Genomic DNA, 20,481 nt, shown 5'->3' on the forward strand with positions numbered 1-20,481 from the left:
CCGGCGGCCGGGGCGGGGGGTGCCGTGGGCGCCGGCTCGGGCACCGGCGCCGGCTCACGTGTCACGGCGCGCGCGGCGGCGGGTGCGGGTTCGGCGACGATCTCGGCGTCCACGACGTCTTCGGCCGGGCCGTCGTCGTCCACCAGGTCGTCCTCGACGTGCTCGACCGGAAGGGTCACCGCGACCTGCGCGGTCGCCGGGCCCAGGATGCCGACGCCGGCATCGGCGATGCTGACCGTGGTCGTCTCGTCATCGGGATCCTGGTACGGATCGGTGCGTTCGGACATGCTGTGAACTCCCTACGGGCGCTCCGCACGCCCGCACCAGGCTATCCGGCCGGCCGGATGACGACCAAAAGGTCGCCCGCCTCGACCTGCGCGGTGCCCGTGACCACGAGCCGCTCCACGATCCCGTCGACCGGCGCGGTGATGGCCGCCTCCATCTTCATCGCCTCGATCGCCGCGACCGGGGCGCCCGCCGCGACCGTGTCGCCGAGGGCGACCTTGACCGTCACCACGCCGGAGAAGGGGGCGGCGACCTGACCGGGCCGGCTGGTGTCGGCCTTCTCCGCCGAACGCGTCTCGACGGCGATGCTGCGATCACGCACGAACACCGGCCGCAGCTGCCCGTTGAGCGTGGTCATGACGGTGCGCATGCCCTTCTCGTCGGCCTCGCCGATGGCCTCGAGGCCCACGTACAGCTGCACGCCGGGATCGATCTCGGCGATGTGCTCCTCGCCGGGCGTGAGACCGTAGAGGTAGTCGGGCGTGCCGAGCTTCGAGAGGTCGCCGTAGGTCTCGCGGGTGCGCTCGAACTCCTTCGCGGGGGCGGGGAACAGCAGGCGGTTCAGCGTGCGGCGGCGCACGTCGCGCTCGCCCTCGAGCGCCGCGGCCTCCTCGGCGGTGATCGGCTGGATGCCGACCGAGACCCGCTTGCCGGCGAGCACCTTCTCACGGAAGGGCTCCGGCCAGCCGCCCGGCAGGTCGCCGAGCTCACCCGCCATGAACCCGACCACGGAGTCGGGGATGTCGTAGTTCTGCGGGTTCTGCTCGAAGTCGGCCGGGTCCGCGTTCGCCGCGACGAGTGCGAGCGCGAGGTCGCCGACGACCTTCGACGACGGGGTCACCTTCGGGATGCGGCCGAGGATGCGATCGGCTGCCGCATACATGTCCTCGATGCGCTCGAAGTCGTCGGCCATGCCGAGCGCGATCGCCTGCTGCCGCAGGTTGGAGAGCTGTCCCCCCGGGATCTCGTGGTGGTACACGCGCCCGGTCGGCGCCGGCAGACCCGACTCGAACGGCCGGTACAGGTGACGCACTCCCTCCCAGTACGGCTCGAGGTCGCAGACCGCCTGCAGGTCCAGACCGGTGTCGCGATCGGTGTGGGCCAGGGCGGCCACCAGCGCCGACAGCGACGGCTGACTGGTCGTGCCCGACAGCGGCGCCGCGGCGGCATCCACCGCGTCCACACCCGCCGCGCTGGCCGCCAGCAGGGTCGCCAGCTGTCCACCCGCGGTGTCGTGGGTGTGCAGGTGCACGGGCTGATCGAACCGCTCCCGCAGCGCCGTGACGAGCCTGGCCGCGGCGGCGGGGCGCAGCAGGCCCGCCATGTCCTTGATGGCGAGGACGTGCGCACCGGAGGAGGCGATCTCGTCGGCCAGACGCAGGTAGTAGTCGAGGGTGTAGAGCCTCTCGGCGGGGTCGAGCAGATCGCCGGTGTAGCACACGGCGACCTCGGCGACGGCGGTGCCGGTCTCGAGCACGGCGTCGATCGCCGGCCGCATCTGGTCGACGTCGTTGAGGGCGTCGAAGATGCGGAAGACGTCGACGCCGGTCGCGGCCGACTCGCGCACGAACGCGTTCGTCACCTCCACCGGGCGCGGGGTGTAGCCGACGGTGTTCCGACCGCGCAGCAGCATCTGGATGGGGATGTTCGGCAGCGCGTCGCGCAACGCCTCGAGGCGCTCCCACGGATCCTCGGCGAGGAACCGGAGCGCGACGTCGTAGGTCGCCCCGCCCCAGGCCTCGACCGACAGCAGCTGCGGCGTCATGCGGGCGACGTGCGGCGCCACCCGCACCAGGTCGCGCGTGCGCACGCGGGTCGCGAGCAGCGACTGGTGCGCGTCGCGGTAGGTGGTCTCGGTGACCGCGAGCGCGGTCTGCGCCCGCAGCGCCGCAGCGAACCCCGCCGGTCCGAGCTCGCGCAGCCGCTGCAGGTTGCCCGGCGGCGGGGGCGCCTGCAGGTCGATCGCAGGCAGCTTGCTGCCCGGCGACACGGCCACCGGCTTCTCCCCGTGGGGACGGTTGACGGTGACGTCGGCGAGCCAGTTCAGCAGCTTCGTGGCGCGGTCGCGGGACGGGTTGCTGGTCAGCAGCTGCGGACGCTCGTCGATGAAGGAGGTGCTGATGTCGCCGGCGACGAACGCCGGGTCGTCCAGCACGGCGCGCAGGAACGGGATGTTGGTGGCCACGCCCCGGATGCGGAACTCGGCGAGCGCGCGCTTGGCGCGCGCGACGGCCGCCGGGAAGTCGCGCCCGCGGCAGGTGAGCTTGGCCAGCATCGAGTCGAAGTGGGGGCTGATCTGCGACCCCGCCGCGGTGGTGCCGCCGTCGAGCCGGATGCCGGCGCCGCCGGGCGAGCGGTAGGTGGTGATGCGGCCGGTGTCGGGCCGGAAGCCCTGGGCCGGGTCCTCGGTGGTGATGCGGCACTGCAGCGCGGCGCCGCGCAGCCGGATGTCCTGCTGCTCGAGCCCGAGCTCGGCGAGGGTCTCCCCCGCCGCGATCCGCATCTGCGACTGCACCAGGTCGACGTCCGTCACCTCCTCGGTCACGGTGTGCTCGACCTGGATGCGCGGGTTCATCTCGATGAACACGACGTCGCCGGCGCGCGGGCCGGCGGTCTCGAGCAGGAACTCGACGGTGCCGGCGTTGACGTAGCCGATGGAGCGGGCGAACGCGACCGCATAGCCGTGCAGCGCGGTGCGCAGCCCGTCGTCGAGGTTCTGGGCGGGCGCGATCTCGATGACCTTCTGATGGCGTCGCTGCACCGAGCAGTCGCGCTCGAACAGGTGCACGGTCTCCCCGGTGGCGTCCGCGAGCACCTGCACCTCGATGTGACGCGGCCGCTGCACGGCCTGCTCCAGGAACATGCGCGGATCGCCGAACGCGCTCTGCGCCTCGCGCATCGCCTCGGCCAGCGCCGGGGCGAGCTCCTCCTTGGTCTCGACGCGCCGCATCCCGCGTCCGCCACCACCGGCGACGGCCTTGGCGAACACCGGGAAGCCGATCTCGTCGGCCTGCGCCACCAGGGCGTCGACGTCGTCGCTGGCCTCGGTCGAGCGCAGCACCGGCACGCCCGCGGCGATCGCGTGCTCCTTGGCGGTCACCTTGTTGCCGGCCATCTCCAGGACGGATGCCGGCGGCCCGATGAAGGTGATGCCGTTGGCGGCGGCCTTCTCCGCCAGCTCCGGGTTCTCCGACAGGAAGCCGTAGCCCGGGTAGATCGCGTCCGCGCCGGCTTCGAGGGCGACGCGGACGATCTCGTCGACGTCGAGGTAGGCGCGCACCGGATGCCCGGTCTCGCCGATCTGATACGACTCGTCGGCCTTCTGCCGATGCAGCGACCCGCGATCCTCCCACGGGTAGACGGCGACCGTGCGCGCCCCCACCTCGTACGCGGCCCGGAAGGCGCGGATCGCGATCTCGCCACGGTTGGCGACCAGGATCTTTCGGAACATCAGGACCTCGCATCCGTCGAACTGCCGGCGGTGCCGCGCACATCGTCGTTGCGCGGACTGAGTGTGCTCTCAGCCTAGGGGACGGTAACGTAGACGACCGTGCATGTCCTTTCCGTCAGCTCGCTCAAGGGTGGCGTCGGCAAGACCACCGTGACCCTGGGTCTCGCCTCCGCGGCGTTCGCCCGTGGGGTGCGGACACTGGTCGTCGACCTCGACCCGCAGTCCGACGTGTCCACGGGCATGGACATCCAGGTCGCCGGCCGGCTGAACATCGCCGACGTGCTGGCCAATCCGAAGGAGAAGGTGGTCCGTCAGGCCATCACCTCCAGCGGGTGGACCAAGGTGCATCCGGGGACCATCGACGTGCTGATCGGCAGCCCCTCGGCCATCAACTTCGACGGCCCGCATCCGAGCGTGCGCGACGTGTGGAAGCTCGAGGAGGCGCTCGCCACCGTCGAGGCCGACTACGACCTGGTGCTGGTCGACTGCGCGCCCTCGCTGAACGCGCTCACGCGCACCGCCTGGGCGGCATCCGACCGGGTCATCGTCGTCACCGAGCCGGGGCTGTTCTCGGTCGCCGCCGCCGACCGCGCCCTGCGCGCCATCGAGGAGATCCGCCGCGGTCTCTCCCCCCGGCTCCAGCCGCTCGGCATCGTCGTGAACCGGGTGCGCCCGCAGTCGATCGAGCACCAGTTCCGCATCAAGGAGCTGCGCGACATGTTCGGCCCGCTCGTGCTGTCGCCGCAGCTGCCGGAGCGCACGTCGCTGCAGCAGGCGCAGGGCGCCGCGAAGCCGCTGCACATCTGGCCGGGCGACTCGGCGCAGGAGCTCGCCGCCGACTTCGACGCGCTGCTGGATCGGATCATCCGCACCGGCCGCATCCCCGCCCCCGAGGACAGCACCTCCGCCGCCTGAGCGGACGCGGCGTGCCGCGTCAGGCGGTGCGACGGGCCCGACGCGCGGCGAGCTCGTCGGCGGCGTCGGGGGCCTGCGGATCGAACTCGACGAGCGTCGACTCCACCTCTCGCAGCACCTTGCCCACCGCGATGCCGAACACTCCCTGACCGCGGCTGACCAGGTCGATGACCTCGTCGTTCGAGGTGCACAGGTACACCGAGGCGCCGTCGCTCATCAGCGTGGTCCCGGCGAGGTCCCGGATGCCGGCGGCTCGCAGCTGCTCGACCGCGACACGGATCTGCTGCAGCGAGATGCCGGTGTCCAGCAGTCGCTTGACGAGCTTGAGCACCAGGATGTCGCGGAACCCGTACAGCCGCTGCGATCCGGATCCGCTCGCACCGCGCACGGTCGGCTCGACCAGCTCGGTGCGGGCCCAGTAGTCGAGCTGGCGGTAGGTGATGCCGGCCGCTCGGGCGGCGTGCGCCCCGCGATAGCCGACCTCGTCGTCGAGCTGGGGAAGCCCGTCCGTGAACAGGAGGTCGGATGCCAGCCCGGCTTCACCGACGGGTTCGCCTGCGTTCATCCGGGTGCCCTCCTTTCCCACGTCGTCTTCCTCCACGCTAGAGGAGGCACCGGGACGGAGCAACGACATCCGCGTCGCGCGCCCGGCGTGTCGCGTCTCAGCCCTCGAGCCGCTCGAGCGCCTGCCTCACCAGCGACTCCCGCACCTCGCCGAGCCGTCGCGACAGCTCGCCGGCGACCTCGGAGGCACGCCCGCGTGCGGTCGCGTCCGAACGGCGGCGCAGGGGCGCCAACGCCGACTCGACCAGCGCCACGTCGCGTTCCGCGCTCTGGCGCAGCGCCCGCAGGTGACGCGGCTCGATCCCGTGGCGGTCGAGCGCGACGAGCGAGCGCAGCATCGTCAGCGCGCGATCGTCATAGCTGTCGCCGCCGGGGATCAGCCCGAGCCCGATGGCATCGTTGAGCAGCTGGGACGGGGCCGCGGCCTCGCGCAGCAGATCGTCACGACGGAACCGGCGCGCCGGCGGCACGATCGATCGCGGCACCCCGGTGGGCGAGGCGGGCGACTTGCCGGCGGCGATGTCGTCCAGGTACTCGCGGATCACCTGCAGCGGCAGATAGTGGTCGCGCTGCAGCGTGAGCGCGAGGCGCAGCCGCTCGACGTCGGCGGGCGCGAACTTGCGATACCCGGACTGGGTGCGGCGCGGCGCGACGATGCCCTGCACCTCGAGGAAGCGCAGCTTGCTCGAGGTCAGCGCCGGGAACTCCGGCGCGAGGAGCGCCAGCACCTGCCCGATGCTGAGCAGTCCATGCGGCGCGGCGCCGCGGGCGGTCGCCGCCACCATCACTCATCCGCCGGCAGGTCGGCGGGCGAGACGAAGAAGGTGAGACGGAACTTGCCGATGCGGACCTCGGCGCCGTTGACCAGCACCGAGCGGTCGACGCGCTCCCCGTTGACGTATGTGCCGTTGAGCGAGCGCTGGTCGACGATCTCGAACGCGGCGCCCACGCGGGTGACCTCGGCGTGGCGACGGGACACGGTCACGTCGTCGAAGAAGATGTCGGCGTCGGGGTGCCGGCCCACCGTCGTCACATCCGTGTCGAGCAGGTAGCGGGCGCCGGCCGCGGGCCCGGACCGGACGATCAGCAGCGCCGACCGCGAGGGCAGCGCCTCGATCGCCTCCATCTCGGCGTCGGTCAGCTCGCTGCCGAAGGGCACGAAGGAGAGATCCGAGTCATGCCCGAACGTCTGCGTCGTGTCGTGCGGCGCCGCGCCGGGCGTGCGATGGATGTCGTCTCTTGCGTGATCGCGGTTCTCTTCCACGGTGGCCCTCCTTCCCCGCGTCCAGCCTAACCGAAAGCCCTGCCGCCCCACAGCCGGGCGACGGCGGTGAATGTTGCTCCGTATGTCGTCCGCCGTGCGCATCGCGGTGCGGCTGCGTAGCGTTCATGATGTCCGCATTCGACCATCGGAGAAGATCGTGTCCCACCCCGCCCGCCCCGCACACCACATCGAGGTGCGATCGGCTGCGGAGTGCATGTGCCACGCGGGCGGACGCTGCACCTCCTACGACCCGGGACACGCACTGCATCTCGTGCAGGCCAGGCTCGCCGCGGCCACCCCCGCCGAATGGCGTGACGCCTTCGTCGTCGCGATCGACGACGACGCGGTGACGCTCAGATGGGCCTCGACCGGCGCGCAGACGACGTTCGCCAACGCGTCGGGCGCGACGAACGTCGTCCAGGTCGGCGAGCCGGTCGCCGTGCACGACCGTTACCGGGTGCTCGCCGTCGGGCGACGGCGCTTCAACGTGCGCGAAGTGGGCTGAGGCTCTCAGGCGGCCATCGCGTCCTTCATCGCCATGCAGGCGTCCATGCACGCCTGACACGACTGCGCGCACATCATGCAGACGGCGTCGTCGGAGTGCTCCATGCACATGTCCATGCACATCTGACACATGGCCATGCAGGCGTCGAGCATCGCCATCATGACCGGCGGCGTCATGCCGCTCATCCGCAGCATGCCGCGCATCATGGTGTGGCACATGTCGGCGCAGTTCATGCATGCCGGCGCGCACGACATCCCCTGCATCGCGCAGACCGTGCACGCCTGCTCACAGGCGGCGCATGCGTCCATGCAGGCCTGCATCATCGCCATGTCCATCGCCGGCGCTCCCGGCATGGTCATCATCTCGTCGGACATCGCGTCCATCATCATCGCGTCCATTACCCACCCTGCTCTCGTGTGACAGCGACGGGCAGGAGCGCCCGCCTACGGCCAGGCTATGCGCCCCGCATCCGCACGGAAAGGGCTCATTAGGCTCGACATCGTGATCGCATACCCGGCTCGCAGAGTGACCGTCCGGATCCTCGGGGTGCTCGCCGCCCTCCTCTTCGCATGCGGCATCGTCGCCGCGGGCGCCCAGTCGGCGTCCGCGCACGACGAGCTGATCTCGACCGATCCCGCCGACGGCTCGACCGTCGCCGTGCTGCCCGCGCAGATCTCGCTCACGTTCGGCGAGCCGCCGCTCGACGAGTCGGGCGGCACGGTGGTGGAGGTGACGGACGCCGCCGGCACGGTGCTGAACGACGGCGCCGCGACGCAGGACGACAACGTCATCACCCAGGAGCTGACCCCCGGGGCGACCGGCGTCATCTCCGTCCTCTGGCGTGTCGTCTCCGACGACGGGCACCCGGTCTCCGGGGGGTTCAGCTTCACCGTCGCCGAGGCCACGACGTCGACGCCGACCCCCACCACCGAGACCGTCTCCGCCACTCCCACCGCGACCACCTCCCCTGCCGACGACGACGACGTGTCCGCGCTCCCGTGGGTGATCGGCGGGGCGCTGCTGGTCGTCGTCATCGTCGTGATCGTGCTGATGGGCGCTCGCGCCGGACAGCGCCGCCGAGACGCCGAGCAGCGCGGCTCGCGGCGCGACGGCGAGCGATAGGCTTGCGAGCATGCCTCATTACGACGTCGTCATCCTCGGCGCGGGTCCCGGCGGCTATGTCGCAGCGGTCCGCAGTGCCCAGCTCGGCCTTTCGGTCGCCATCATCGAAGAGAAGTACTGGGGCGGCGTGTGCCTCAACGTCGGCTGCATCCCTTCCAAGGCGCTGCTGAAGAATGCCGAGCTCGCGCACACCTTCGCGCACAAGGCGAAGCTGTTCGGCATCACGGGCGAGGTCAGCTTCGACTACGGCGTCGCGTGGGACCGCTCGCGCGAGGTCGCGGACGGCCGGGTCAAGGGCATCCACTACCTGATGAAGAAGAACAAGGTCACGGAGTACGAGGGCCGCGGCACGTTCGTCGACGCGAAGACCCTCGACGTCGCGAAGAGCGACGGCTCGACCGAACGTGTCACCTTCGACAACGTCATCATCGCCACCGGCTCGACCGTGCGCCTCCTGCCCGGGGTGACCCTGAGCGACAACGTCGTGACCTACGAGGAGCAGATCCTCGCCCGCGACCTGCCCTCCTCGATCGTGATCGTCGGCGCCGGCGCCATCGGCATGGAGTTCGCGTACGTCATGTCGAACTACGGCGTGAAGGTCACGATCATCGAGTTCCTCGACCGCGCCCTTCCCAACGAGGACGCCGACGTGTCGAAGGAGATCACGAAGCAGTACAAGAACTACGGCATCGAGATCCTGACCTCCACGAAGGTCGAGACCGTCGTCGACAACGGCTCCTCCGTCACGGTGACCTACACCGGCAAGGACGGCGCACAGGCCGAGGTCGCCGCCGACAAGGTGCTCATGTCGGTCGGCTTCGCCCCCAATGTCGACGGCTACGGCCTGGAGAACACCGGCGTGAAGCTCACCGAGCGCGGCGCCATCGAGATCGACGACCACATGCGCACCAACGTCGACGGCGTGTACGCGATCGGCGATGTGACCGCGAAGCTGCAGCTGGCCCACGTCGCCGAGGCTCAGGCGGTCGTCGCGGCCGAGACGATCGGCGGCGCCGAGACGCAGACGCTGGGCGACTACCGCTTCATGCCGCGCGCCACCTTCTGCTCGCCGCAGGTCGCCTCGTTCGGTCTCACCGAGGCGCAGGCCCGCGAGACCGGCCGCGAGATCAAGGTCGCGACGTTCCCGTTCATGGCCAACGGCAAGGCGCACGGCCTGGGCGAGCCGGTCGGGTTCGTCAAGCTCATCGCGGACGCCGAGCACCTCGAGCTCATCGGCGGCCACCTGATCGGCCCCGACGTCTCCGAGCTCCTCCCGGAGCTGACCCTCGCGCAGAAGTGGGACCTCACCGCACTGGAGCTGGCCCGCAACGTGCACACGCATCCGACGCTGTCGGAGGCGCTGCAGGAGGCGTTCCACGGCCTGGTCGGACACATGATCAACTTCTGACCCGCCCACGGTCCACGATGGCGTCGCCCTTGCGGGCGGCGCCATCGGTCGTTCAGCGGCCGAGCGTGCGGGCGAGCTTGGAGTCGGACGCGGCGGGTCGTCCCCCGGCGTCCGCGACGAGCGCCTCGACCGCGGCGAAGAACGCCTCGCGCGCCGCAGCGTCTGCCGGGGCGGCCGGTCCGAGCTCGACCTCCCATTCACGCCATCGCTGCGCGCGACCGGTGCGCTCGTCGGTGGCGGTGACGTGGTCGTCGACCATCTCGGCGACGACGTGGCCGGCGGCGTCCGTCAGCGCGTACGCGACGCGCCGGTTGCGGATGCGCGCGAGCGGCGTGAACGGCGGCTCCGCCCAGGGGGCCAACGCCTCGGCGATGCCGGCGGGAAGCGCCTCGTCGCCGAGCGGCCAGTGGTATTCGTGGCGCCCCTCGGCCGCGGCGATCTTCACATGCCAGCCTTCGTCGGGTCCGCCGGTGCGGCGCCGGAGCGCGATCCCCGCCCGCCCGAGCGTGAGGTCGGCGGTGTCGAGGTATCGTGCGTCGAGCTCGCGCACCTCGGCCCCGCCGACAGCGGCGACCCCGGGCAGCAGCGACCAGTCGGGGACGACCGCGTCGTCGCCGACGTCGTAGCTGCGCTCGACCTCGAGCGACCGGGTCGGCTCGTCGCCGCTCACTCGTCGCGGCCGTCGGGGTCCGGGTTGATGTCCTCGGTGGCCTCGACGTACACGAACCGGGTCTCGGTGGGCCCGTCGTCCGCGCCGGTGCGGGTGTCAGCGCCCGCGCGCCGGTAGACCAGCTGCCCTTCGCCGTAGGCGGCGATGTAGGTGTCGCCCGCCTCGGCGTCGAGCGGGATCACCTGCCCGTCGAGCGGGCCTCCGGAAAGTCGTGCGATAGCCATGGCCCCACCCTAGCCACCGACACCGACACACGCGTCGGCGCGCGCGCCGTGCCGCCTAGGATCGGTGGCGTGAAGCCGTTCGTCCTCCTCGCGACCCGCGCCGAGGACGGCCCGGCCGACGAGGAGTACGAGCTGTTCCTGCGCTACACCGGCCTGGCCGAGCACGAGCTGCGGCGCGTGCGGCTGGAGGCGGAGCCGATGCCGGAGCTCGACCTCGACGAGCTGTCCGGCATCCTCGTGGGCGGCGGCCCGTTCAACGCCTCGGATCCCGCCGAGCGCAAGTCGCCGGTGCAGCGCCGCGTCGAGGCCGAGTTCCAGGCGCTGCTGGATCGTGTGGTGCCGGCCGACTTCCCGTTCCTCGGCGCCTGCTACGGCGTGGGCACGGTGGGTGCTCATCAGGGGGCGGTCATCGACCGCACCTACCCCGAGCCGATCTCGATCGTTCCGGTGACGCTCACCGACGCGGGACGTGCCGACCCGGTCTTCGCCGGCATCCCGGACACCTTCGATGCCTTCGTCGGCCACAAGGAGGCCGTGCGGGCCCTGCCGCCGCACCTGACCCTGCTCGCCTCCTCGCCGGACTGCCCGGTGCAGGCGTTCCGGTGCGGGCGCAACGTGTACGCCACGCAGTTCCACCCCGAGCTCGACGTCGCCGGCATCACCACCCGCATCCACGCCTACGCGGACTTCGGCTACTTCGCCGCCGACGAGCTCGATCTGACGCTCGCGGCGGTGCGGCGCACGCCGGTGACGGCGGCCTCGCGGATGCTGCGCGCCTTCGCGGAGCGCTTCGCGCGCTGACGCGGCCGGCTGCATCCGCTGCGCCGGAGAAATCAGCTGAACAGGACGAGTCGGCGCCCAATGCTCCTGCTCAGCCGATTTCTCCTGATCTGCGGATGCCGATCCGCTGGCGCCCGCTCCTCCCCAGCCCTATGCCCCCACCGACTTGTCCACCGGCACGGCAGGAACGGTAGTGGGCGTCGCCGTGGCGTCGGACGCTGAAGGGATGCGATCGGTCGAGGAACTGTTGACCTGGGTGCACAGACGGGGCGGCGCGGCGCACACCGCCGACCTGCGCGCCGCCGGTTTCACCGTGCACGGCGTGCGCGCCGCGATCGCCGCCGGCCTGCTTCTCCGGGTGCGCAAGAACTGGCTGGTCTCCGCGCAGTGCGACCCAGTGCTACGCCGCGCCGCAGAGGTCGGCGGGCGAGTGACGTGCCTGAGCGGCGCCGCGCGGATCGGGCTGTGGACCCCGGATCATGATCTGCTGCACCTCGCCGTCGCGCCGACGGCGTCGCGCGTGGGCGACGACGATCTGCGGCTCCATTGGTCGCGCGGACCCGCTCCGGTCGGACGGCACGCGCTCGAGGACCCGCTCATCAACGTGCTCAGCCACGTCGCCCGGTGCGCATCGCTGGCCGACGCCGCCGCCGTCTGGGAATCGGCGATCCGTCAGCGGCACATCTCGGCCGAGGTGCTGGCACGAGTCCTCTGGCGCATCGAGCCCGCGCGGGTGCTGGCGGCGACGGCGTCCTGCCTGTCCGACTCGGGCGTGGAGACGCGGTTCGTGCATCTCATGCGTTCGATCGACGTGGCGGTCGAACAGCAGGTGGTGATCGACGGACACGCCATCGACGGCCGGATCGGACGTCACCTGCTCGTGCAACTCGACGGATTCGCCCATCATCAGGCCGCCGACCGCCGTCGCGACATCCGAGCGGATGCGCGGCTGCGCCTGCGCGGGTACACCGTGTTCCGGTTCGACTACGTGCAGGTCCTCTTCCAGCCCGAGGAGGTCGTCGCGCTCGTGTCCGCGGCGATCGCGCAGGGGCTGCATCTCTGACGCGCCCTGCCGCCACCTCCGCTGCACAGGAGAAATCTGCTGGACAGGACGATTCGGCGCGGATCAGTCCTGCGCAGCGGATTTCTCCTGTCGAGCGGATGCCGCGGCGGCGGCCTTCTCGCGCTCGGCCGCCTCGGCTTCGCGGGCGGCATGCAGCTCGTCGCTCGCCGCCTGGACGCGTCGTTCGGCCTGCTGCACGCGCCGCTGGGCGAAGGTGGCTGCGCCGTAGCGGGCGCTGACCCGGTCCTGGGCCTCGGCGGCGCCGGTGACGATGTAGGCCGACGCGATCAGCAGCACCTGCGCCGACAGGTTGAACCACAGCAGCAGGGCGATCAACGACGCGAAGGTGGCCAGCAACGGGTTCGACGACGCTCCCCCGACGAACAGCCCGGACAGCTCCTGCAGCACGGTCAGGCCGATCCCGCCCAGTGCGGCGCCGGCCCACAACGCACGTCGCGGAGCCTTCACCCCCGACAGCAGCACGAAGGAGATGAGCACCGCGAGCGTGTCGAGCACGAGGACGATGAGCACGCCGACGACGCGCGTCGAGATCTGCGCGACGGGCGAGTCGGAGGACAGGCCGAGCCAGCCCGTGAGGGTCGTGATGGATGCCGCCCCCACGAACGTGGCGACCGCCGAGGCGACCAGCAGGCCGCCCACGACGAGCGCGAGCAGCAGATTGCGCAACAGCACCCAGAGGAAGAAGCCGTCGTCGTGCACCTCGTCGGCGATGCTGCGGATCGCGGCCCGCAGCGAGCCGATCGCACCGATCGCCGCTCCCAACAGACCCAGGATCGAGATGACGCCCGCGACCGTGAAGCTCGTCGGCTCGATCTTCGAGAAGTCGATGAGGTCGCTCAGGCCCGGCACCGCGCTGTCCAGCGCGTCGATGAGGGCGTTCCACGCATCCTCGTTCCCGGCCAGCCACAGCGCGGCGAACGAGAATCCCAGCAGCACCCCGGCGAACACGCTGAACAGCGCCCGGTAGGTGATGCCGTCGGCGAGGGCCGGGCCGCGATGCTCGCTGTACAGCAGGAACGCCCGTACCAGACGGCGTCGCAGCGCCCAGGCGATGAGACGGTGAACGAATTCCATGGGGCGATTCTGCCCTGCCGTGAAGACGGGAGGAGACGGGCTTGACCTCGGCCCCGGTCTCAGCCCACGATCACCAGCGGGGCATACCAGCTCGCGACCCGCTCGCCCCAGAGGATGCCGACCCAGGCGCCCAGCAGCAGCCACGGCCCGAACGGGATCGCGGTGCGCCGCCCGGCGCGTCGGGTCATGAGCAGCAGGACGCTGAACAGACCGCCGCCCAGGAACGCCGCGAACACGCCCACGACCAGCGCTCCCCCGCCGATCCATCCCAGCGCGATGCCCAGCACGCCCGCGAGCTTCACATCGCCGCCGCCCATGCCGCCGGGCCCCGCGAGCCGTAACAGGGCGAAGCAGAGGTACAGCACGGCCCCGCCGACCACCGCCCGCAGCAGAGCGGCCCACTCCGCGCCGAACAGGCACGCGAGGGTGAGCAGCACGAGCAGCACCGGGTAGGCGGGCAGCACGATCGCGTTCGGCAGCCGGCGCACATCCGCGTCGACGACGGCCAGGACGACGCTGATCGCTGCGAGGTACAGATAGGCGACGAGCACCGTCACCACCGCGCCCGGGCTCGATGCGCCGCTCTCGGCCGAGGCCAGCATCACGGCGACCACCGGTGCGGGCATCATCCTGGTGACACTACTGGGCCCGCTCCTGCCACCGGCGAGCCCGTCCACAGGCCGTCGTCAGGCGTCCCGGGTGCGGAGCTCGGCTTCGCCGTCGGCGTCCCATCCGGCCTCGCGCGGGCGCGCGGCGCGGCGCGGCGCCCCGTCGGGCCAGCTGGCCGCGAAGGTGCGCGCGACCTTCCAGACCCGTCTCGACAGGCCGCCGAGAGTGGCGAAGGGACGTCCGGAGACCGGCATCCGCAGCGTGCGGTCGAGGCGCACGCAGTCGGCGGGGTCGAGGTGGATCGTCAGATCGAGGTCGTCGTGGATGTCGCCTCGCTCGCGCTTGACGCGGGTGCGGGCGCGCTCCCATACCGCCGACCGCATGGCGAAGTTCGAGCCGAACACGAGCGGCACGCCCAGCCAGATCCGGATCCACACGAAGCCGCCGCCGATGTACCAGTGCTCGCCCAGGTACGCCCAGAACCGGGCGAGGTCGTAGAACTCGGCGCCGCCGGTGAGCACGTCCAGCCTCTCGTCCCCGGCGAAGGCGGCCTCGATGCGAGCGAGCCAGTCGGGATGCGGACGGGAGTCGGCATCCAGCCGGGCGACGAGGCCGGCATCCTGGATCGCCCGATCGTATCCGGCGGCGACCGCCGGTCCCACGCCCACCTTCGGCTCGGTGAGCACCTCGGCGCCGTGCCGACGAGCGACGGCGGCGGAGTCGTCGCTGCTGCCGTTGTCGACGACGATCACGGCGTCGGCGGGCCGGATCTGCGCGGCGAGGGCGGTCAGGCACGCCTCGAGCATGGGCGCGTCGTCACGGCAGGGGATGACGACGACGATGCGCAACGGGCTCGGCACAGCCTCACCCTAGTCGCGGGATCAGGCGGTGATCGTCACCAACGTGCCCAGCGGCAGCTGGGCGAGTCGGTCGATCGCATCGGCGCCGAGGCGGATGCAGCCGTTCGAGATCGGCCCGTCGTGGTCGTCGTAGTAGTGGAACGCCGTGACCGCCACGCTCTGGCCGTCGAAGCCGTCCAGTACCGGCGACTGGATGCCGAGGTAGACGATCGGGTGCCCCCGCGTGTACGAGAACGAGGTGACCGCGTTGTACATGATGAACGTGCGGCCGACGGGCGTCGGCGTCGCCGCCGCGCCCCATCCGAAGTCGCTCGTGACCAGCTCGCTGCCGGTGGGGCTCACGATCGTGATCGTGCGCGCCGAGAGGCTCACCTCGACGCGGGTGTCGTCCTGGCTCAGGGTCACGTCTGCGGCGCGCAGCCACGCCGTGAGTTGCGCCGGGTCCCCCTCGGACGGGGTCGCCTGCCGTCCGCTGATGAGCACGCGGACCCAGTTGTCGTCCTTCTCGATCACCGGCAGGGTCGTGCCGCCGTACGTGAGCGCGCTCGGCAGCGCGGCGACGGGGGCGGTGCCGGGCGCGGCGAACACCGGGATGGCGTCGGATGCCGGCGTCGCGACGTATCCGGTCGAGCCTCCGGCGGGGTCGTCGTCCACGGGAAGCGCCGGGTTCACGGCGAAGACGTCGGCGGTGGGGAGCCCGCTGAGGTCGTAGACGGCGGTGTCCGCCGCGGGCCCGGTGGCCGTCGGGGTGGGCGTGGGAGTGGGGGTCGGCGTGACCGCCGCGGTCTCGGTCGACGTTGCCGTCTGCGGGGCGCCCAGGCCCACGCCGATCGTCACGACGACGGCGGCGGCCACCGCCACGCCGGCCGCGACGGCGAGCGCGACGGTGCCGCGACGGGAGAGAGGCATGAGTCCATGGTCGTCGCTGCCCGCGGCCGGTGCAACGCGGGCCGGCGCGTCGATGACGCTCAGACGAGCTCGGGCAGAGCGGCGCGCAGCCGCGCGAAGACCTCGGCGGGGGTGAGGGAGCCGGCATCCTCGGTGCGAGCACCCCACCGCTCCCAGGTGACGCGCCACAGGGTGGCGGCGAGCTCGGCGAGCAGCGCCACCGTCAGCGCGTCGACCTGCGGCGCGGCCGCGCTCACGCGCGCGGCGATGTGCTCGACGAACTCGCGATCGCGTGCGGCCGCGTGCCACTGCAGCTCGGGCTCGCGCGCCATGAGCTGCGCGATGCGGCGGTGCCCGACCAGGCTCGGGTCGAGTTCGCCGAGGATCACCTCCTCCGTCGCACCGGCGATGGCCGTCAGGATCTGTGCCGGGACGAGCCCGGTGAGATCGAGCGCGTCCACCGCCTCGAACAGGCGGTGCTGGCCGGGTATCGCGGCGTCCTCCTTCGCCCGGAAGTACCGGAAGAACGTGCGGGGTGACACACCCGCCTGCTCCGCGATCTGCGGAACGGTGGTGCCGCGCACCCCCTGCCGTTCGAACAGGTCGAGGGCGGCGCGATGGATCGTCTCCGTCGTCTCGAGCCGGCGACGCGCTAGCAGATCGGTCATAACTGTCATGTTATGCCAAAGTGGCACATTGTGCCATAATGAGGCCTGGACACAGGAAGAGGACGAGATGACAGCACAGGACACAGACTCCATACGCATCGGGACCGCGGCGCGTGCCGCGAGAGCACGAGGACAGGAACAGCCGACCGGTCGTCGGGTCACCGCGATCATCCTCACCCTGGCCGCTTCGGCGTTCCTCATGATCCTGAACGAGACGGTGCTGTCGGTCGCGTTGCCGGCGCTCATGGCGGAGTTCGACATGCCCGCGCAGACCGCGCAGTGGCTGACGACGGGCTTCCTGCTGATGATGGCGATCGTCATCCCCACCACCGGATTCCTGATGCGACGGTTCACGACCCGCACGCTGTTCGCGGCGGCCCTCGTGCTCTTCATCGTCGGCACCGTGGTGGCCACCCTCGCGCCGTCGTTCGCGGTCATGCTCATTGCGCGCGTGTTCCAGGCAGGAGGCACCGCGATCATCCTGCCGCTGCTGATGACGACGACCCTCACATCCGTCGCCCCCGCGAAGCGCGGCATGTTCATGGGAGTGAACTCAGTCGTCATCGCGGTCGCGCCGGCGATCGGCCCGACGGCCTCAGGCATCATCATCGACGCGCTGGGCTGGCGCTGGATCTTCGGCCTCGCGCTCCCGTTCGCCATCCTCGCGCTGGTCGCCGGCGGACTCGTGATCCGCGCCGGAGGCGAGACGCTTCGTCCCCCCTTCGACGTGTTCTCGGTCGTCCTGGCCGCAATCGGCTTCGGCGGCGTCGTCTACGGCTTGTCTTCGCTGGAGCAGATCCTGGACTCTTCGGCATGGGCCCCGACCGTCGCGTTCATCGTGGGGCTCGCTGCGCTCGCGCTGTTCGCGCGTCGTCAGGTGCGTCTGCAGCGCCGCCAAGAGGGCGCGCTGCTGGACCTGCGGCCGTTCGCGTCCCGCGAGTTCCGCCTCAGTCTGCTGCTGGCCATGGTCGCGATGGCGACGATGCTCGGCACGGTCACCGTGCTGCCGCTCTATCTGCAGAACGGCCTGGGCGTCAGCGCCCTGGTGACCGGCCTCCTGGTCCTGCCGGGCGGGGTCGTGCAAGCGGCGCTCGCGCCGTTCGTGGGCCGGCTGTACGACCGTGTGGGCCCGCTCCCCCTCGTCCTGCCGGGCATGATCCTGATCGCGGCGGCGCAATGGATGCTGGCATTCGTCGCTGCGTCGACCCCGCTGTGGGCCGTCTGCGCGATGTTCATCGTGTTCAGCGCCGGCCTGGGTCTGGTGATCACGCCGATGCTGACGCACTCGCTCACCTCGCTCGCTCCCGAGCTCTACCCGCACGGCAGCGCGATCCTCAGCACGCTGCAGCAGCTCGCCGGTGCCGCCGGCACCGCAGTTCTCGTCGCCGCGCTGACCATCGGCGCCGCAGCCGCAGCCGGTGGGGGCGCGGCCGCAGACATCGCCGAGGTCGTGGGCACTCAGCACGCGTTCGTGGTGGGCGGCATCCTGGCGCTGCTGGCCGTCGTCGCCGCGATGTTCGTTCGCCGGACGCGGCCCGAACAGCCGCAGCGCTGAACGCTGGTCGCCGGTGGGCGGGCCGCGCGCCTGTCAGGCGGCGGCGCGCCGGCGCAGGGTCGCTGAGCCGACGGCGACGAGAGTGCCGACAGCGACGCCGATGAGCGTGTCCAGCAGACGATCGCCGAGCAGTTCGGCGGGGTCCGCGGGCACGGCGAGCTCGACCATCAGCAGCGCGAGCGGGGTGACGAAGAGCATCGCGATGCCGTAGTTGCGAGCGATGAACAGCTCGGCGCCGGCCTGGCAGATCACGGCGATGAGGATGATGACCAGCGGCGGCAGCTGCAGCGCCAGCAATCCGGCCGCGATGATCACACCCATCGCGGTGCCCGCCAGGCGCTGCAGCCCGCGGATGATGCGCGCGGTCACGTGCGGGCCGCCCAGCGCGGCGACGGCGGCGACCATCGCCCAGTACCAGTGCGTGCCGATCAGCAGCAGGCCCGCGAGGCCGGCCAGCAGCACACCCACGCCGACCGTGAGCGCGAGCTGCCACGCCTGCCTGTCGATGCGCGGGCGCGTCCGGCGCGATCCGTCGCCGCGCATGCCGCCGCGCGCCAACGCGATCGCGACGGTGACGAGCAGGCTGAACGCCGCGGCGGCGCCCCCGACGACGAGGACCTCGGCGAACGCCGCCGGGCCCACCGGCAGTGTCGCCGTCGCACCGGCCGCGAACACGGCGAACAGGCCGCCCGGCGGATGCCAGCGGTTCGCCTCCGCGAGGAGCGTGACGGCTGCGGCGACGACCGCGACGACGGCGACGCGCACGACGTCCGGCGCGTCGAGCACCGCGACGGCGGTGCCGACCAGCATGGCGGCCGTCAGCATCCCGGCGGCCCACAGCTGCATGCGCAGCCGGTCGGGGTAACGATCGAACCGTCCGTACAGCGACGTGAACGCCCCGAACGTCGCGAAGACGCTCAGATCGAGCCGGCCGATCGCCCACAGCACGAGCAGCGGCACGGCGATGCACACCGCCGCGCGGATGGCGACGCGATGCTCGCCGCGGTAGGGGGAGACGCGCACGACCCCGGTCCAGACCCGGCCGCGCGATTCGCCCACGTGTCGATCGTAGGCGCGGATATCCTGGGCAGCATGCACTGGGCGGACGAGGCGGCCGAGCAGCTCGAGAAGCTGCTGCACGACCCGATGGCGGCGGCGGTGCGCGGCACGGTGGAGATCACCGCGATCTCCGCCCCGGCGCCGCGCGGACGCTATCAGGAGGCGTCGGTCGAGCTGCGGGCGTGGGCTCCCGGCGTCGCCCCGGTCACCGTGCGCACCACCGTCGTGCTGCCGGCCAGGGACTGGCCGGTCGTGGGCACGCGACTGCCGGCCGCGATCCCGCCGGCCGAGCCCGCGGAGCTCGAGGTCGACTGGAGCCGGCTGGCGGGCTGACACGCGGCTCAGGCCGCACGGGCCCGCAGGGCTCGCGCGCTCCAGCGCCGGCCGTGCCGTGCGACCTGGATGGGGTGCTCGAACGCTGTCGTGACGGCCTCCGTGGTGAGCACCTCGTCGATGCGCCCGGCCGCGAGCAGGCCGCCGTGCGCGACGAGCGCGGCATGGGTCGTGGTCTCGGGCAGCTCCTCGAGATGGTGCGTGACCAGCACCGACGCGAGCCCGGGGTCGGCATGGGCGAGCTCGTCGACGGTCTCGAGCAGCTGCTCGCGGGCGGCGACGTCGAGCCCGGTCGTCGGCTCGTCGAGCAGCAGCAGCCGGGGCCGGGCCACCAGGGCGCGTGCGATCAGGGCGCGTCCGCGCTCCCCCTGCGAGAGCGTCTGCCAGACGGCGTCTCGCCGACCGCCCATTCCCACGATGCGCACCAGCTCATCGGCCTGCGCGGCCTCGTCGGGCGTCGGCGTCCACCGCATCGGCAGGTCGACGGTGCCGGTGACACCGGTGAGCACGGCCTCGTGCACGGACAGCGGCGAGCGCACGGGATGACGCGGGTCCACGTGTCCGATCTCGCGCCGCAGCGCCTGCAGCTCGACCCGCCCCACACGCCGTCCGAGCACCTCGACGACGCCCGAGCTCGGATGGGTCAGCGCGCCGCAGAAGCCGAGGATCGTGCTCTTGCCGGCCCCGTTCGGTCCGAGCAGCGCCCAGTGCTCACCGGCCCGCACGGTCAGGTCGACCCCGTGCAGGATGTCGCGGCCGTCGCGACGGAAGTGCACGTCCTGCAGGCGCAGCACGGTGTCGGTCATGCGAGCGCCTCCGTCAGCTCGGTGAGATGGGCGCGGCTGCGTGCCGCCGCATCCGCCTGCTCGCCGGCGGCGACGGCGTCGGCCAGGCGCACGTGCGCGTCGTGGTCGGCGGCGGGGTCGAACCGGCGGCGGATGCGGAGCATCTCCACCATCGCGCGGCGGACCCGCGGCGTGAGCGTGTCGAACAGGTCGAGCAGCAGCGGGCTGTGGGCGGCGGTGACGATCGCCCGGTGCACCGCGATGTCGGCATCCACGTGATCCTCGACCGGGGCCGGCGTGGCGGCGCGCACGCTCAGGGCGCGCCGGATCGCGCGCAGGTCTGCCGGGGTGCGGCGGGCGGCGGCGAGGGCGGCCGCC

23 protein-coding genes and 1 pseudogene are annotated in these 20,481 nt (G+C 71.8%); 8 read left to right on the plus strand and 16 right to left on the minus strand.

All coding sequences use genetic code 11. From position 1 onward, the window contains the following. A pseudogene (locus QM626_RS02460) lies at positions 1-287 on the minus strand (hypothetical protein); the annotation flags it as partial. Positions 288-328: 41 nt separating this feature from the next. Continuing rightward, positions 329-3,736, minus strand: coding sequence for a pyruvate carboxylase (locus tag QM626_RS02465; RefSeq protein ID WP_415073614.1), 3,408 nt, complete (start codon positions 3,734-3,736; stop codon positions 329-331). 99 nt (positions 3,737-3,835) lie between these two features. Here QM626_RS02465 and QM626_RS02470 point away from each other — a divergent pair, with 99 nt between their 5' ends. Next, complete coding sequence (locus tag QM626_RS02470; RefSeq protein WP_415073616.1) at positions 3,836-4,651, plus strand: ParA family protein; 816 nt, start codon at positions 3,836-3,838, stop codon at positions 4,649-4,651. A gap of 19 nt (positions 4,652-4,670) precedes the next feature. On the opposite strand, the gene QM626_RS02475 is transcribed toward QM626_RS02470, so the two are convergent. The 3 genes from QM626_RS02475 to QM626_RS02485 all read right to left on the minus strand — a co-directional run bounded on the left by QM626_RS02475 (position 4,671) and on the right by QM626_RS02485 (position 6,479). After that, positions 4,671-5,216, minus strand: coding sequence for a MerR family transcriptional regulator (locus tag QM626_RS02475; RefSeq protein WP_415073618.1), 546 nt, complete (start codon positions 5,214-5,216; stop codon positions 4,671-4,673). A 97-nt stretch (positions 5,217-5,313) separates the two neighbouring features. After that, complete coding sequence (locus QM626_RS02480) at positions 5,314-6,000, minus strand: MerR family transcriptional regulator (RefSeq protein ID WP_415073620.1); 687 nt, start codon at positions 5,998-6,000, stop codon at positions 5,314-5,316. Next, positions 6,000-6,479, minus strand: a complete 480-nt coding sequence (locus QM626_RS02485; protein ID WP_415073622.1) for an FHA domain-containing protein — start codon at positions 6,477-6,479, stop codon at positions 6,000-6,002. Before QM626_RS02485 ends, QM626_RS02480 begins: the two co-directional genes overlap by 1 nt. A 157-nt stretch (positions 6,480-6,636) precedes the next feature. Between QM626_RS02485 and QM626_RS02490 the strand changes: the two genes are divergently transcribed. After that, the gene (locus QM626_RS02490) at positions 6,637-6,984 is read left to right on the plus strand and encodes a hypothetical protein (protein WP_415073624.1); all 348 of its coding nucleotides are present in this window, start codon (positions 6,637-6,639) and stop codon (positions 6,982-6,984) included. Between the two features lie 5 nt (positions 6,985-6,989). On the opposite strand, the gene QM626_RS02495 is transcribed toward QM626_RS02490, so the two are convergent. Continuing rightward, entirely contained in the window at positions 6,990-7,382 is a 393-nt protein-coding gene (locus QM626_RS02495) for a hypothetical protein (RefSeq protein WP_415073626.1), read from the minus strand. A gap of 103 nt (positions 7,383-7,485) precedes the next feature. On the opposite strand from QM626_RS02495, the gene QM626_RS02500 reads away from it, so the two are divergent. Together QM626_RS02500 and lpdA are read left to right on the plus strand one after the other, a co-directional pair. Further along, positions 7,486-8,106 (plus strand): copper resistance CopC family protein, encoded by a 621-nt coding sequence (locus tag QM626_RS02500; protein ID WP_415073628.1) that lies wholly within the window; start codon positions 7,486-7,488, stop codon positions 8,104-8,106. 10 nt (positions 8,107-8,116) lie between these two features. Continuing rightward, positions 8,117-9,514, plus strand: coding sequence for a dihydrolipoyl dehydrogenase (gene lpdA / locus QM626_RS02505; RefSeq protein ID WP_415073630.1), 1,398 nt, complete (start codon positions 8,117-8,119; stop codon positions 9,512-9,514). Positions 9,515-9,566: 52 nt separating this feature from the next. On the opposite strand, the gene QM626_RS02510 is transcribed toward lpdA, so the two are convergent. Then, positions 9,567-10,184: a CYTH domain-containing protein gene (locus tag QM626_RS02510; protein ID WP_415073632.1), complete on the minus strand. Its 618-nt coding sequence runs from the start codon at positions 10,182-10,184 to the stop codon at positions 9,567-9,569. Beyond that, the gene (locus QM626_RS02515; RefSeq protein WP_415073634.1) at positions 10,181-10,408 is read right to left on the minus strand and encodes a response regulator; all 228 of its coding nucleotides are present in this window, start codon (positions 10,406-10,408) and stop codon (positions 10,181-10,183) included. The genes QM626_RS02510 and QM626_RS02515 overlap by 4 nt, the downstream gene beginning before the upstream one ends. A 69-nt stretch (positions 10,409-10,477) precedes the next feature. On the opposite strand from QM626_RS02515, the gene QM626_RS02520 reads away from it, so the two are divergent. After that, the gene (locus QM626_RS02520) at positions 10,478-11,209 is read left to right on the plus strand and encodes a glutamine amidotransferase (RefSeq protein WP_415073636.1); all 732 of its coding nucleotides are present in this window, start codon (positions 10,478-10,480) and stop codon (positions 11,207-11,209) included. 205 nt (positions 11,210-11,414) lie between these two features. Continuing rightward, the gene (locus tag QM626_RS02525) at positions 11,415-12,251 is read left to right on the plus strand and encodes a DUF559 domain-containing protein (protein WP_415073638.1); all 837 of its coding nucleotides are present in this window, start codon (positions 11,415-11,417) and stop codon (positions 12,249-12,251) included. 63 nt (positions 12,252-12,314) lie between these two features. Here QM626_RS02525 and QM626_RS02530 read toward each other — a convergent pair whose 3' ends face one another. Genes QM626_RS02530 through QM626_RS02550 form a run of 5 tightly spaced genes read right to left on the minus strand, consistent with a single transcriptional unit; the run spans position 12,315 to position 16,371 of the window. Continuing rightward, a complete protein-coding gene (locus tag QM626_RS02530) occupies positions 12,315-13,346 on the minus strand; it encodes a YihY/virulence factor BrkB family protein (RefSeq protein WP_415073640.1) in 1,032 nt (343 codons plus the stop codon). Between the two features lie 59 nt (positions 13,347-13,405). Continuing rightward, on the minus strand, positions 13,406-13,975 hold the full coding sequence (locus tag QM626_RS02535) for a prepilin peptidase (protein ID WP_415073642.1): 570 nt from the start codon (positions 13,973-13,975) through the stop codon (positions 13,406-13,408). A gap of 57 nt (positions 13,976-14,032) precedes the next feature. Then, positions 14,033-14,815, minus strand: a complete 783-nt coding sequence (locus QM626_RS02540; RefSeq protein ID WP_415073644.1) for a glycosyltransferase family 2 protein — start codon at positions 14,813-14,815, stop codon at positions 14,033-14,035. Between the two features lie 21 nt (positions 14,816-14,836). Continuing rightward, positions 14,837-15,724 (minus strand): L,D-transpeptidase family protein, encoded by an 888-nt coding sequence (locus QM626_RS02545; RefSeq protein ID WP_415073646.1) that lies wholly within the window; start codon positions 15,722-15,724, stop codon positions 14,837-14,839. A 59-nt stretch (positions 15,725-15,783) separates the two neighbouring features. Then, on the minus strand, positions 15,784-16,371 hold the full coding sequence (locus QM626_RS02550) for a TetR family transcriptional regulator (RefSeq protein ID WP_415073648.1): 588 nt from the start codon (positions 16,369-16,371) through the stop codon (positions 15,784-15,786). 67 nt (positions 16,372-16,438) lie between these two features. On the opposite strand from QM626_RS02550, the gene QM626_RS02555 reads away from it, so the two are divergent. Next, positions 16,439-17,926 carry an MDR family MFS transporter gene (locus QM626_RS02555; RefSeq protein ID WP_415073650.1) on the plus strand — a complete coding sequence of 496 codons (1,488 nt, stop codon included), beginning with the start codon at positions 16,439-16,441 and terminating at the stop codon, positions 17,924-17,926. Positions 17,927-17,959: 33 nt separating this feature from the next. Here QM626_RS02555 and QM626_RS02560 read toward each other — a convergent pair whose 3' ends face one another. Continuing rightward, positions 17,960-18,985 carry an FUSC family protein gene (locus tag QM626_RS02560; protein WP_415073652.1) on the minus strand — a complete coding sequence of 342 codons (1,026 nt, stop codon included), beginning with the start codon at positions 18,983-18,985 and terminating at the stop codon, positions 17,960-17,962. A 33-nt stretch (positions 18,986-19,018) separates the two neighbouring features. Between QM626_RS02560 and QM626_RS02565 the strand changes: the two genes are divergently transcribed. Then, the gene (locus QM626_RS02565) at positions 19,019-19,318 is read left to right on the plus strand and encodes a hypothetical protein (protein WP_415073654.1); all 300 of its coding nucleotides are present in this window, start codon (positions 19,019-19,021) and stop codon (positions 19,316-19,318) included. 8 nt (positions 19,319-19,326) lie between these two features. On the opposite strand, the gene QM626_RS02570 is transcribed toward QM626_RS02565, so the two are convergent. Both QM626_RS02570 and QM626_RS02575 read right to left on the minus strand, forming a co-directional pair. Then, positions 19,327-20,124 (minus strand): ABC transporter ATP-binding protein, encoded by a 798-nt coding sequence (locus QM626_RS02570; RefSeq protein ID WP_415073656.1) that lies wholly within the window; start codon positions 20,122-20,124, stop codon positions 19,327-19,329. Then, the coding region (locus tag QM626_RS02575) for an FCD domain-containing protein (RefSeq protein ID WP_415073658.1) at positions 20,121-20,481 on the minus strand (361 nt) is incomplete at its 5' end. The genes QM626_RS02570 and QM626_RS02575, both read right to left, overlap by 4 nt.

Origin of the sequence: Microbacterium sp., assembly GCF_047606385.1 — a bacterium.
Taxonomy (GTDB): domain Bacteria; phylum Actinomycetota; class Actinomycetes; order Actinomycetales; family Microbacteriaceae; genus Microbacterium.

Coding starts and splice junctions, on each gene's coding strand:
- QM626_RS02465 (WP_415073614.1), bottom strand. CDS start 3,736: ATGTTCCGAAAGATCCTGGTCGCCAACCGTGGCGAGATCGCGATCCGC.
- QM626_RS02475 (WP_415073618.1), bottom strand. CDS start 5,216: ATGAACGCAGGCGAACCCGTCGGTGAAGCCGGGCTGGCATCCGACCTC.
- QM626_RS02480 (WP_415073620.1), bottom strand. CDS start 6,000: ATGGTGGCGGCGACCGCCCGCGGCGCCGCGCCGCATGGACTGCTCAGC.
- QM626_RS02495 (WP_415073626.1), bottom strand. CDS start 7,382: ATGGACGCGATGATGATGGACGCGATGTCCGACGAGATGATGACCATG.
- lpdA (WP_415073630.1), top strand. CDS start 8,117: ATGCCTCATTACGACGTCGTCATCCTCGGCGCGGGTCCCGGCGGCTAT.
- QM626_RS02515 (WP_415073634.1), bottom strand. CDS start 10,408: ATGGCTATCGCACGACTTTCCGGAGGCCCGCTCGACGGGCAGGTGATC.
- QM626_RS02525 (WP_415073638.1), top strand. CDS start 11,415: ATGCGATCGGTCGAGGAACTGTTGACCTGGGTGCACAGACGGGGCGGC.
- QM626_RS02530 (WP_415073640.1), bottom strand. CDS start 13,346: ATGGAATTCGTTCACCGTCTCATCGCCTGGGCGCTGCGACGCCGTCTG.
- QM626_RS02535 (WP_415073642.1), bottom strand. CDS start 13,975: ATGATGCCCGCACCGGTGGTCGCCGTGATGCTGGCCTCGGCCGAGAGC.
- QM626_RS02545 (WP_415073646.1), bottom strand. CDS start 15,724: ATGCCTCTCTCCCGTCGCGGCACCGTCGCGCTCGCCGTCGCGGCCGGC.
- QM626_RS02550 (WP_415073648.1), bottom strand. CDS start 16,371: ATGACCGATCTGCTAGCGCGTCGCCGGCTCGAGACGACGGAGACGATC.
- QM626_RS02555 (WP_415073650.1), top strand. CDS start 16,439: ATGACAGCACAGGACACAGACTCCATACGCATCGGGACCGCGGCGCGT.
- QM626_RS02565 (WP_415073654.1), top strand. CDS start 19,019: ATGCACTGGGCGGACGAGGCGGCCGAGCAGCTCGAGAAGCTGCTGCAC.
- QM626_RS02570 (WP_415073656.1), bottom strand. CDS start 20,124: ATGACCGACACCGTGCTGCGCCTGCAGGACGTGCACTTCCGTCGCGAC.